The organism is Undibacterium sp. KW1 (assembly GCF_009937955.1).
In the GTDB taxonomy this organism is placed as follows: domain Bacteria; phylum Pseudomonadota; class Gammaproteobacteria; order Burkholderiales; family Burkholderiaceae_D; genus Undibacterium.
The window spans coordinates 2,029,108-2,041,517 of the sequence record NZ_AP018439.1 but is presented as its reverse complement, the minus strand read 5'-3'; the positions used below and the strand labels follow the sequence as shown (position 1 = coordinate 2,041,517).

The window sequence follows — 12,410 nt, the reverse complement described above, 5'->3', positions numbered from 1 at the left end:
AGCAGATTTGCTCCAAGCCGTGCCCGAATTCAACTCAAATGGGCGGTCTTGGATATCCACGCGGTCACCAGTTCAGTATGCAATTCGGACATTTCAGAGAGTTGTATGCCTACGTGATAGACCTCGCCACTGAGGATGGCATGCCTGATTGTGCCTTTGCAACTGACCTTGTAAATCTGGGATTCCTGAAAAATACCGGGAATCTCGATCAACATGGGGTAACTGCGTTGCGGTATCAGGTTTTCGGTCGTATGCAAGAGCACACCCTCGGCCGATATATTGACCAGCTTGGCGAGAACCAGTTTGCCGTCAGGCAATTTGACACCTGCGCGCCATGTCACGGTAATGCGTGGGGATTTCCTGAGTTCTATCATGCAATGACCATGGGAAACATGGATACCTGTCAGTCTTGCGTAAATACTATCTGCATTAAGTATGAAATACCAGTATTTCCTGATATTCACCAAAGGCAAGACTGCGGTTTTGTGCACAGACCAGCTCTGCCAGTTCCTCGGCCCCCATACCTGCCTGCCAGGCCAGCAACATGCGTATGACACCGGCGTGGGTAACAACAATGGCTTCAGGTATATTCAGTACACGCATATCATTTAGCCAGTTTATTACGCGTTGCGCCAGGTCTATGGCCGATTCAACACCGCCGGGCTTGTAGCTGGCGGGAGCTGCAGCCCAGACATCTATGTCGGTTCTTGGGATCACGTCCCAGGCTTGCATTTCCCATGCACCGAAATTGAGTTCTTGCAAACGCTCATCAAATACAGGTTCTGGGTGCAACAAGCTGGCCAGCCTGGCACAACGTTGCGAAGGGCTGGAAAATACTGGTAAGCCTGTTTGCAATTGACTGGACAATTGCTGCGCCAGTGAAACACAGTCGGCATCAAAGACATCAACATCTGTTTGCCCATAGCACAGACCTTCTGCTATTCGCGGTTTGGTGTGCCGGAGTATATGCAGGCGCATATCAGGCCACCTGAAAAGCCAGCAAACCCAGGTAGATAGCCACTTCTGCCACTTGCTGGGTAGCCCCCAGACAATCACCGGTAAAGCCGCCTATCCTGCGCCGGAACATACGCGCCATACGCCAGGTCAGCAATAACACCAGGCAAAGGGCCAACAGCAGCGAATACAATGGAAAAGGACAGAAGTACAGCAGCGCTGCGCCCGGTAAAAGCACCGTCAGACAGGCGACGAAAAATTCGCCATTACTCATCTCCTGTGCCAGCGGCTTGGCCTTGCCTTCATGCCGCGCATATTGCATGAGCCAGATCAGGCTGCATGAAGCCAGCCGCGAGAGGGGGTGTGCGAGCAGCAAGGCAGGTACCACTGCCGAGGCAGGCAAGCTGTTGAGTAAAGCCAGCTTCAGGGCCAGCATCAGTAAAATACCTATGGCACCATAGGCTCCGACGCGTGAATCCTTCATGATTTCCAAGACGCGCTCTGGCGTCATGCCACCGCCAAAGCCATCGCAGACATCAGCAAAGCCATCTTCATGAAAAGCGCCTGTCAGCAAGATGCCTGCAATAGTAGATAGCACCACGGCCACCGCATGTGGCCACAATTGCGCTGTGGCTGCATAGACACTTGCACACACTGCCCCCACAATCCAGCCTGTTGCCGGGAAATAGCGTGAAGACTGGCGCAACCAGTCAGGCTCAAACCCTACCCAGGCTGGTATGGGGATGCGGGTAAAGAACTGCAGGGCGATGAAGAATAAACGTAGTTGACGCAAGCCAGCTCCTGCAGTATGGGTAATCGCAGTATGGGTAATATCTAGTCGCCGCTCTTTTCGCTCACCTGCGCAGACGCAAAAGTCGCCATCTGGCTCAGAAAATTGACCGCAGCTTGCAGCATAGGATAAACCAGCGCTGCCCCCGTACCTTCACCGAGGCGCAGGTCGAGTTGCAGCACAGGCTTGACCTGCAATGCCTGCAACATGCGAGCATGGCCACTTTCGTCAGACTGATGTGAGAACACACAGTAATCGAGTATTGCCGGCTGCATCCTGGCTGCCACCAGCAAGGCGCTGGTCACGATGAAACCATCTATCAGCAAGACCATGCGACGCTCTGCCGCTGCCAGCATGGCACCGACCATGGTCGCGATTTCAAAACCACCAAAGGTAGCCAGCACATCTGCAGGCTCTTCTACATTTGCATGCAAGGCCACCGCAGCTTCAATGACAGCCTGTTTATGGCGTATGCCTTCTGCAGACAAACCTGTGCCTGCACCTACGCAATCCGCAACAGGAACACCCGTCAGCTTGTGCATGAGTGCAGCTGCAGCCGTGGTGTTGCCTATGCCCATCTCACCAAACCCCAGCACATTGCCAGACAAGCTGGCGACTAGTTCAACACCATTTTGCATGGCGGCCTGACATTGAGGAGCAGTCATTGCCGGTTCTTTGGCAAAATTGCGCGTGCCATTGGCGACTTTCATGCTCAGCAGTTTTTCACGCGGGCCAAATTCATGATTGACCCCGGCATCCACCACATGCAGAGCGATGCCATTCTGCCTTGCAAAGACATTGATCGCCGCACCATTGGCCAGGAAATTCTCTACCATCTGCCAGGTCACGTCCTGAGGAAAAGCAGAAATACCCTCAGCCACAACGCCATGATCGCCAGCAAAGACGACGATGGCAGGCTCACGCAACTCCGGCTGTGTGCTTTGCTGTATCAAACCTATTTGCGCCGCCAGATGCTCAAGACGGCCAAGACTGCCCAAGGGCTTGGTCTTGTTGTTGATGGCAGCGGCGAGCTGTACTTCCAGTGCAGGATGGCTTGTCGCAGATATTTTTTTATTCATATACAGCATTCGAAGTAATGACGCATTTTTGCAATAAACGGGCTCAACGATCATTTATTAATGGCTAGCTATTCCATCGATTTTCTTATTTCGCATCCATACAAACTGCATCAAGCTAAAAGCAGAAATTGCCAGCGACAAAATCACCCACATGTCCAATCCATCAATCAACAACATGAATGCGGCGGCGATCAAATATAGGAAAAAATACGCGAGATACAAATATGCAACAGGTTTTTTATTCAAAAAATAAAACAAATCCAGCACTACCCTGATCGCAATCAATAGCAGTAATAGCATGGACAGTTTCGTCATAATCAATAATAAAAGCGGTCAAGCAAAATGACTACCCAGGTTGCCAGCGCTATCAACACTGTCAGCAAGACAGCGGCACTACCAAAGTCCTTGGCGTTCTTGGACAAAGTATGGCGTTCCAGCGAGACGCGATCTACCACGGCTTCAATCGCTGAATTGATGAGCTCAACCACCAGTATCAAGACCAGCACGGCTATCATCATCAGTTTTTCAAAAGCTGACACTGGCAAAAACAAGGCAATAACAGAACCGCTAACCACCAGCACCAGTTCCTGGCGGAAGGCATGTTCGTTTTTCCAGGCAGAGCGCAAACCATCGATGGAGTACAGAAAGGCCGAAAATATACGGCGCAGGCCACTTTTGCTTTTGAATTCACTGACAGCTTGTTCTTTTTCAGACATTTTTATTCCTTAAACCCACACTTGAACAGTATTGCAGATGAAGACCAGGCCAGCCGACCTTCACTCAGGTGGCGAATTTTACAGGACTATAAGTCTGTAACAAGCAGATTTACTTATTGCAAATCAATTTCTTGCATGCTGGCAGTGTCCCTGCACACCATCTCGCTGCATATATTGTATTTTGGCGACGAAGCCGTGACGTTCATTTCACATTGTGGTATAACTTATATATTGCAGCGCACCAACCATAATATGAAAAACGATACGCCCGCTTCTGATAAAACATCCATACAGGTCATAGAACGCATGGTGTCCTTGCTGGACGCCCTGTCGCGTTACCAGGACCCGGTCAGCCTCAAGGAACTGGCTATCGTCACAGGCTTGCACCCCTCCACTGCCCACCGCATTCTCAATGACATGGTGCTTACCCGTTTTGTAGATAGGGCAGACACTGGTTCTTATCGCCTGGGCATGCGCTTGCTGGAACTGGGCAATATCGTCAAGAGCCGCCTGAACGTGCGTGAGGCCGCGCTGGAATTCATGCGTGCCCTGCACCGCCAGACCAACCAGACCATTAACCTGTCGGTACGCCAGGGCGATGAAATTGTCTATATAGACCGGGCTTTCTCTGAGCGCTCGGGCATGCAGGTGGTACGTGCTATTGGTGGCCGTGCCCCGCTGCACCTGACTTCAACAGGCAAACTCTTCCTGTCCCTTGATGAACCGAAGGCGATACGCGCTTATGCAACCCGGACTGGTCTGGCTGGTCACAATAAGAATTCGATTACTGATCTCGCCAAACTGGAAAAAGAATTGTCTGCTGTGCGTGAAAACGGCTATGCCAGGGATAATGAAGAACTGGAACTGGGCGTGCGCTGCATGGCAGCAGGCATCCACGATGACAGCGGCAAAATGATTGCTGGCCTGTCTATCTCTGCACCTGCAGACCGCCTGCAGGAAGAGTGGCTAAGCAATCTGACTGAAACAGCGAGGCAGATTTCTTTCACTCTGGGCTACATGGAAACGAGATAAAAGGGAATACCTCTGCCAGCACTGGCTTAGCCCATGATACGGTCATGGGCTAAGCAAATCATCTTTCCAAACTAGCCAAGGTACTCGATGTAATCAAAGCCATGTTGAATGGAGCCAATAACTTTCAACTTATTCTCCTGACCTTCAGTAAAACTGGCCAAAGTCCCAGCAAAACTGATTTTATTAGCACTCAACTCATTTTTCCAGTAGTCGTAACCCGCCTGATCTGGGATACGACCCAAGATATTTTTGTACAAAGTCGTCAAGAAAGTATCAACTGAGGGATTTGCACCATAAAGCGTCTGGAATTCTTTCGATTGCATAAATCCCGCTGCGACCGTTGTCAAGTTAGAACCATTGTCCATATCCTTGATCCAATATCCGAGACCGGCCAGATCTGGGGTGCGACCAAAAGCAGCCTGATATATCCTGTAAGCCTGACCAGCAGTACCATCAATATCAAGCGCTACCGACACATCTGCAAATTTGAGTCGCTCAACGCTGTTAAGTGTATCCACTCCTTGAGAATTTGGTTTACTCACATTGAAACCCGTATTGTTTCCCGCAATTGAATAGGTGCTTCTCAAACCAGTGTACTGGGCAGTATCAAGTCCAGCGGCGCCATCAAGAAAGTCGTCACCGCTACCACCAACAAAGAGGTTGTTGGAAGCATTGCCAGTAAACTTGTCGCTAAAAGCAGTACCAATGATATTTTCTATCGTTGCATCGAAAGCGATAGACAAATTATTGATCGCTGCATCCCCGGCAACAATGCGCCCCACAGAATTCAATGAACCCGGTGTAAGATTGATGGTTGCAGCCAATGTTGCCTTCGATACATCAATAGTATCGACCCCGCCAGTATCATTGATGATCTTCAGCGTCTGCCCATCAACATCGCCATAGGCGTAGGTATCATTGCCAGTATGAAATGGTCTGCTTCCATACAAATACTTCAGGGCCAACATATCGTAAGTCGCAAAAAACTCGCCTTGCTGGTTTTGCGCGATCGGATTGTAGGACATGATGGAAATCCAGCTACTGTCCTCGGATGTCGCAAGATAATTGCCCGCCTCAGCACTTGGCGGCTCACCAGCATTATAGTTACCAGGGTGGTTAAGTCCTATCGCATGCCCTATTTCATGAATCAGTATCTTGTAGGCATCACTGCCTTTTTGATAACTCGCATCCATGTAAGTTGTCGACATGAATAAATCACCACTGCCCACACTGAAGGTTGAACCATCCGATGCAGGCACGGGTAGTTTGGCATATCCGGCGCTCTTCTCCTGGATATTATTCGCCAGCCTGATGCCAGACTGGATATCAGCCTCTGCAACTTCCTTGAAAGTTACATTCAACACTTGGGATATCTCAGCAAAGATGGCTCTGGCAGCTGCCATCTGTTCCACAGTGAAAGCCTTGAACCCGTTTTTATCAGAATCGGAAGCATAGGAAGCAGGGGATTTGATAAAGCTATAGCTGATCTCTACCGGGGTTCCTAGCGCTTTGCCCGCATTCCAGCGGTAATTAATATCATCAATAAGTACATCTATCCTGTAGTCGCCCGAAAACGGCTTAGCAATAACTGTTTTTTCTTGCATGATCTTGTCCTTTCAATAGATTGAAAACATTCGGGCAAAAAATAGAGCGCAGCAGAAGCGTGGAAACTCAAGTAGACGAAGGATATAAGGGACAAATTTTACGCCGCAGCGACAACCAAGCCGTTGCTTTTTGGGCGCGCAAAGTAATTAAACTTTAAATTGCTTTGGTGGCACCGAAACAAATCAATTCTCGATGTAAAACTTCGCTTTTTTTCATGAGGAATTAACTTGATTATCTCCCTGCTGCATCAACCTGCCAAGCACGAATAGTGTAGCATATTTGAAATGTAAAAAAAACAAGGCCAGCGGAACCGCTGGCCTTGCGTTCGAGTCAATCCATCAGACTTATTTATAGGCACCCGCACCAACAAAATAATCATCAACTTTTTCGAAGTAACTGGACTTGGTTTCCAGGGCCTTAGTGACGGGATTTGGCCATTGATAGTCAATCCAGCCGTCATTCTTGGTTTTGAGAGCAGTGATCATATCCTTGATGATGGGCTTGCCTTCCACTTTCAAATCCAGCAAATTCTTACCGACCATCTTGGGATTGGCACCATGAGACAAGTTCAGACCATTCATGTCATACACAAACAAGTACAGGTCGCGGTCATGAAAGTCTTTGTTTGCGGTGTCATTAAAATCGGCAAAAGCTTTTTCCTTACCATTTTTTTTGATGTGGGCGATCCCTTTTTTCACCATGGCCTGTGCTTGCGCTGTAGTTCCGCGCTCTTCCCTTGCCATCGCTGACGATGAGATAAAGAAACCCATTACTGCCAACAAAAACAGTTTGCTCATTAATTTCATGGCTATCCTCCTCGTTAGGTCCGGCCTGCCTGGCCGGCGCATGGTGATTATTGCTTTGCAGACCCAATCATTCATGACTTGCGCTTTACAGTCCAGTATTAGGCACTGTGCAGTGCAATAAATTTACTTTCCTTTTCAATTAGAGCCATCCCAGCATAGTCTAAAAAGCTATTTATAATTCAGCAAATTTACAACACCCTCTACATCATCCAGGTGGCGCACGAGTTTTTCCAACTCTTTTGCCTGACCAGAGGTTTGCACACAGCCCTTTAAAGTGACAAAACGCCGCTGCCCTTCTATCCAGATGCTGGTTTCGGCAAAACGCCCATCTGCTTCTATGGCACGTTTTACCCGGGGAATGATTTCCTGGTCGTACAGGTAGGAATTTGGCAGGCGACACTGCCCTGAGTGATAACAACTTGTGCCGCGCTCTATTCTGGAATGCGCCTCGGACCTGGCCTGTGCCGCAGTCAGCAAAGGGCCTTCAGGCACTGCACAATCGCTGATGGCATGAGTCACTTTGAGGAAGGGGTCGTTGAAGAAATTGCTGCGCGGCTCTTCTGCATTCGCGGCGCCAGCACCAGCAACAAGTACCGACGCAAAAAACAGATGGCTGGTAAATTCTTTTGGCGACATGTAAATCCCTATCAGCGGAATGCGTTACAAACTGCGCAAACAAGAATTTACATATTAACCATATTTCAATCATTATGCTTGACTCATAAAAAAGCCAGCACCGGCTGGTACTGGCTTTCTCGCTTTCTGACTAAAACAATGCTTTACTAGATTTTCGCCCCAAAGCGATCAAAACGTGGCGAATAATACTGATCCCCATTCAGTGAATACATCAGGCGCTTGACTTGTCCGGTAATCAGCTCACGCTTTACCAGGCCTATGTAGCGGGAATCCTGGCTATTATCACGATTATCACCCAGCATCATGTATTCACCTTCCGGGACTTTGACAGGGCCAAAAGAACGCAAGGCTTCGCGTTCCGGCATGACGATCATGTCATGTTGCAGGCTGCCCAGGCGTTCTTTGTAAACCAGTTGCTGACCTTTGTATTCTCGCTTTGGTGTCAGATGGTCGTCACTGCGTGGCTCCAGCGCTTCATAGCTGGCAGCAACACCATTAATGAACAGCTTTTCTTCGCGCATTTCGACCACATCACCAGGCACGGCAACGAGGCGCTTGATCAGGCGCACACCATCTGCCGGCGAAGTAAAGGTCACCACGTCACCACGCTCTGGATCAGCGACATGCGCAAGGATGACATCGGTGAATGGCAACTTGACGTCATAAGCCAGACGGTCGCAGATGACGCGATCACCTTCCAGCAGGGTCGGATACATGGAACTGGTAGGCACGATATAGTAATCAGCCAGGGCGCTACGCACAAAGACCATGCCCAGCATGAGTACGATGAAACCTTTATTTTCAGCCAACAGTTTCTTGAGCTTCACAGCAATCTCCCAAAACAAAAATATCTTTCAATGAACCAAGCTTACCGTCAATAGACAAAAAAATACCCCGAAAGTTCGGGGTATTTTTCAAGCATGTTGCAAAAACCATCTGAACAACAGATTTAGCAGATTATTTTGCTTGCATCAATGCAACAGTGGTGTCCAGCATACGGTTGGAGAAGCCCCACTCATTGTCATACCAGCTCGATACTTTAACCAGACGGCCAGATACTTTTGTCAGTGTTTCATCATAAGTACTGGAAGCTGGATTGTGGTTAAAATCCACAGAAACCAGAGGAGCAGTGTTGTAATCCAGGATGCCTTTCAGGGCACCTTCGGATGCATCTTTCAAGACCTGGTTGATTTCTGCCACTGTTGTATCACGGGCAGCAACAAAAGTCAGGTCAACGACGGATACATTGATGGTTGGTACGCGCATGGCGTAGCCGTCCAGTTTGCCATTCAGTTCTGGCAAGACCAGGCCAACGGCAGCAGCTGCGCCGGTTTTGGTCGGGATCATGCTCATGGTGGCTGAACGGGCGCGACGCAGGTCTTCATGCATAACGTCAGTCAATACCTGGTCATTAGTGTAAGCATGGATAGTCGTCATCAAACCATTGACGATACCGATAGCATCATTCAAAGGCTTGGCCAGAGGTGCCAGGCAGTTGGTCGTGCAGGATGCATTGGAAATCACTGTGTCAGTGGCTTTCAATACATTGTGATTAACGCCGTAGACGATGGTTGCATCAACATCTTTGCCGCCTGGGGCAGAGATAATGACTTTTTTCGCGCCGCCAGCCAGATGGGCAGACGCTTTTTCTTTTGTTGTGAAGAAGCCTGTGCATTCCAGCACGACGTCAACATTCAATTCACCCCAAGGAATATTAGCAGGATTGCGTTCTGCAAATACCTTGATCTTGTCGCCATTGACGATCATGGTGTCGCCTTCGACCGTGACCGTGCCTGGGAATTTGCCGTGGGCTGTGTCGTAACGGGTCAAATGGGCATTGGATTCTGCATTGCCAAGATCATTGATCGCAACGATCTGGATCTCGTTCTTGAACTTGCCACCTTCGTAATGAGCGCGAAGGATGTTGCGGCCGATACGGCCATAGCCGTTGATTGCGACGCGAATCGTCATGGTTTTATCTCCAAAGGACTAAAAATACAAATTAAAAAACCTAAGACCTCTCAACACAGAGGCACAGAGACGCAGAGAAAAACATGAGAAAAGCAAATGGAAATCCAAGCCCTCGACCATTAATATCTTGCTCTCTCCTGCCCTTCTCTGTGTCTCAGTGTCTCTGTGGTGAGTTTTTTGGTCTTCAAAAATACGTCTAATGCAAAGAAGCAGAAGTACGCATGGCATTCACCGATGCCATCAGCACCGACAAATCGCGCCAGCCGTAACCCACTTCCATCAAATCCATGCCATCCCAGCTAAATGCCTGTTCTATCAACAGCGTGCCGCCCAGCTCTTCATAAAAATTGCGGGCGATGGAATTGCCGGAGATGACCCACACCAGCAAGCTCTCTGCACCTTGCGCCTGCAGGGTACGTGCTACTTTCTGTACCATACGACGGCCTATGCCGGAACGCTGCCAGGCTGGTCGCAGATATACAGCGGTCAACTCAGCCTGCATGCCCAGCTTGGGCTCAGGCAGCATCATACCGGATGCAAAGCCGATGATATGGCCTTCGCTCTCAGCCACATACACGCAGATACGGTCTTCTGCCTGCGACATGGCTTGCAGGATTTGCCGCCATTGCAGCATGCTGTCTTCTATGCGCATTTCATCCAGATAATTATCCGGGATCATGCCACGGTAAGTAGCTTGCCAGCTTTCCACACGCACAGCAGCAATCGCTTCTGCGTCATCTACAGTAGCACGACGCAGGCTGACCTCTTTGATGCTGCTCACAGTAATGTCTGTCAATTCCGTCTTCCAGCTTAAACCAAAGTCGCTTTTACTTTGGCAACGACGTTATCGACAGTGAAGCCAAAGTACTTGAACAGGACGCCCGCTGGTGCTGATTCACCGAAAGTATCGATACCAACCACAGCACCTTCCAAACCTACATATTTATACCAGAAGTCTGTGACACCGGCTTCGATGGCAATACGTGGCAAGCCCTTGCCCAAAACAGCAGCCTTATAAGCAGAGTCCTGGCGGTCAAACACATCCGTCGATGGCATGGAAACGACGCGCACCGCAATGCCTTGCTGTGCCAGTTCAGCCGCAGATTTGACAGCCAGTTCAATTTCAGAACCGGTGGCGATCAATACTGCCTTGGCATCAGCCACGTCTTGCAAGACATAGCCACCACGCTGGATATCAGCGATTTGCTGGGCGCTACGCTCTTGGTACGGCAGGTTTTGACGAGAGAAAATCAGGGTCGATGGGCCATCATTGCGTTTGACTGCATGCGCCCAGGCAGCGGCAGATTCCACTGTGTCGCATGGACGCCAGTTATCCAGGTTAGGGATCAGACGCATGCTGGAGACGTGCTCAATGGATTGATGGGTAGGACCATCTTCACCCAGGCCGATAGAGTCATGAGTGAACACAAACAGGGTGCGGATTTTCATCAGCGCTGCCATGCGTATGGCATTACGGCTGTAATCAGAGAAAGTCAGGAAGGTCGCGCCAAACGGGATATAACCACCATGCAGAGCAATACCGTTCATCATCGCGCTCATGCCAAATTCACGTACGCCATAATTGATATGGTTACCAGCCTGGTTGCCACGAACGGCGATGCATTCTTTCCAGTTGGTCAGGTTGGAACCTGTCAAATCGGCAGAGCCACCGAGGAATTCTGGCAGCGATGGCGCAAATGCCTGGATCGCATTCTGGCTGGCTTTGCGGGTTGCGATGTTTTCTTTTTTCTCTACGCAGGATGCAATCGCATTCGCCACCACTTCATCGAAGTTGGCAGGCAGATCACCATTCATGCGGCGTGTCAGTTCAGCCGCTTTTTGTGGGAACTGGGCCGTGTAGGCGCCAAATTGTGTATTCCATTCAGCTTCGGCTTTGGCACCATCTGCTTTGGCATCCCAGGCTTCATAAACGTCAGACGGCACTTCAAATGGCGGGTATTCCCAGCCTATGTGCGCACGTACTGCGGCAATTTCTTTATCGCCCAGGGCGGCACCGTGCACATTGTGCGTGCCTTCCATGTTTGGCGAGCCCTTGCCGATGACGGTTTTGCAGCAGATCAGCGTCGGTTTGTCAGATGTTTTGGCAGCAGCAATCGCATTGGCCACGGCTTCAGCATTGTGACCATCAATGGCAGGGATAACATTCCAGCCATAGGCTTCAAAGCGTTTTGGTGTGTTGTCGGTGAACCAGCCTTCTACATGGCCGTCGATGGAGATGCCATTGTCATCCCAGAAAGCGATCAGCTTATTCAGTTGCAATGTACCGGCCAGTGAACAGGCTTCATGCGAAATGCCTTCCATCAGGCAACCATCACCCATGAACACATAGGTGTAATGATCTACGACTTTCAGGTCGCCCTGATTGAATTCGGCTGCCAGCAGTTTTTCAGCCAGTGCCATACCGACTGCATTGGTAATGCCCTGGCCCAGTGGGCCAGTAGTCGTTTCTACACCTGGCGTGATATGAACTTCAGGATGACCGGCAGTTTTGGAATGCAATTGACGGAAATTCTTAATCTCTTCGATAGGCAGGTCATAGCCTGTCAGGTGCAACAGCGAATAATGCAACATCGAGCCGTGGCCATTCGACAACACGAAGCGGTCACGGTTGATCCATTTAGGATTAGCCGGATTGTGACGATAAAAGCCTTTCCATAAAGCTACTGCGATGTCGGCCATGCCCATAGGCGCGCCCGGATGGCCAGAATTGGCTTTTTGTACAGCATCCATGGACAAGGCACGAATTGCATTGGCCATCTTGGTAAGTGTTGCCGGCTGAAGAGATGAAATCATGGTGTCA

Annotated in this window: 13 protein-coding genes; 1 reads left to right on the top strand and 12 read right to left on the bottom strand. The window is 49.7% G+C overall.

Annotated elements, in window-relative coordinates:
• Positions 1-29 precede the first annotated feature (29 nt).
• The 5 genes from UNDKW_RS09050 to UNDKW_RS09030 all read right to left on the bottom strand — a co-directional run bounded on the left by UNDKW_RS09050 (position 30) and on the right by UNDKW_RS09030 (position 3,539).
• Positions 30-374 (bottom strand): PilZ domain-containing protein, encoded by a 345-nt coding sequence (locus tag UNDKW_RS09050; RefSeq protein ID WP_162058432.1) that lies wholly within the window; start codon positions 372-374, stop codon positions 30-32.
• A 55-nt stretch (positions 375-429) separates the two neighbouring features.
• A complete protein-coding gene (locus UNDKW_RS09045) occupies positions 430-978 on the bottom strand; it encodes a histidine phosphatase family protein (RefSeq protein ID WP_162058431.1) in 549 nt (182 codons plus the stop codon).
• Between the two features lies 1 nt (position 979).
• A complete protein-coding gene (locus tag UNDKW_RS09040; RefSeq protein WP_162058430.1) occupies positions 980-1,747 on the bottom strand; it encodes an adenosylcobinamide-GDP ribazoletransferase in 768 nt (255 codons plus the stop codon).
• A 41-nt stretch (positions 1,748-1,788) separates the two neighbouring features.
• The gene (gene cobT, locus UNDKW_RS09035) at positions 1,789-2,823 is read right to left on the bottom strand and encodes a nicotinate-nucleotide--dimethylbenzimidazole phosphoribosyltransferase (protein ID WP_162058429.1); all 1,035 of its coding nucleotides are present in this window, start codon (positions 2,821-2,823) and stop codon (positions 1,789-1,791) included.
• A gap of 317 nt (positions 2,824-3,140) precedes the next feature.
• Positions 3,141-3,539 (bottom strand): diacylglycerol kinase, encoded by a 399-nt coding sequence (locus UNDKW_RS09030; protein WP_162040779.1) that lies wholly within the window; start codon positions 3,537-3,539, stop codon positions 3,141-3,143.
• A gap of 252 nt (positions 3,540-3,791) precedes the next feature.
• Between UNDKW_RS09030 and UNDKW_RS09025 the strand changes: the two genes are divergently transcribed.
• A complete protein-coding gene (locus UNDKW_RS09025; RefSeq protein ID WP_162058428.1) occupies positions 3,792-4,571 on the top strand; it encodes an IclR family transcriptional regulator in 780 nt (259 codons plus the stop codon).
• A 71-nt stretch (positions 4,572-4,642) separates the two neighbouring features.
• Here UNDKW_RS09025 and UNDKW_RS09020 read toward each other — a convergent pair whose 3' ends face one another.
• The 7 genes from UNDKW_RS09020 to tkt all read right to left on the bottom strand — a co-directional run bounded on the left by UNDKW_RS09020 (position 4,643) and on the right by tkt (position 12,403).
• Positions 4,643-6,175 carry a DUF4214 domain-containing protein gene (locus UNDKW_RS09020; protein WP_162058427.1) on the bottom strand — a complete coding sequence of 511 codons (1,533 nt, stop codon included), beginning with the start codon at positions 6,173-6,175 and terminating at the stop codon, positions 4,643-4,645.
• A gap of 345 nt (positions 6,176-6,520) precedes the next feature.
• Positions 6,521-6,982, bottom strand: a complete 462-nt coding sequence (locus UNDKW_RS09015) for a cache domain-containing protein (protein ID WP_232063316.1) — start codon at positions 6,980-6,982, stop codon at positions 6,521-6,523.
• A gap of 168 nt (positions 6,983-7,150) precedes the next feature.
• Complete coding sequence (locus UNDKW_RS09010; RefSeq protein ID WP_162058426.1) at positions 7,151-7,618, bottom strand: BON domain-containing protein; 468 nt, start codon at positions 7,616-7,618, stop codon at positions 7,151-7,153.
• A gap of 146 nt (positions 7,619-7,764) precedes the next feature.
• Positions 7,765-8,445, bottom strand: a complete 681-nt coding sequence (lepB, locus tag UNDKW_RS09005) for a signal peptidase I (protein WP_370529103.1) — start codon at positions 8,443-8,445, stop codon at positions 7,765-7,767.
• A gap of 130 nt (positions 8,446-8,575) precedes the next feature.
• Positions 8,576-9,589: a type I glyceraldehyde-3-phosphate dehydrogenase gene (gene gap / locus UNDKW_RS09000; RefSeq protein ID WP_162058425.1), complete on the bottom strand. Its 1,014-nt coding sequence runs from the start codon at positions 9,587-9,589 to the stop codon at positions 8,576-8,578.
• 196 nt (positions 9,590-9,785) lie between these two features.
• On the bottom strand, positions 9,786-10,385 hold the full coding sequence (locus tag UNDKW_RS08995) for a GNAT family N-acetyltransferase (RefSeq protein WP_232063315.1): 600 nt from the start codon (positions 10,383-10,385) through the stop codon (positions 9,786-9,788).
• Positions 10,386-10,399: 14 nt separating this feature from the next.
• Positions 10,400-12,403, bottom strand: a complete 2,004-nt coding sequence (tkt, locus tag UNDKW_RS08990) for a transketolase (RefSeq protein WP_162058424.1) — start codon at positions 12,401-12,403, stop codon at positions 10,400-10,402.
• Between the last annotated feature and the right edge of the window lie 7 nt (positions 12,404-12,410).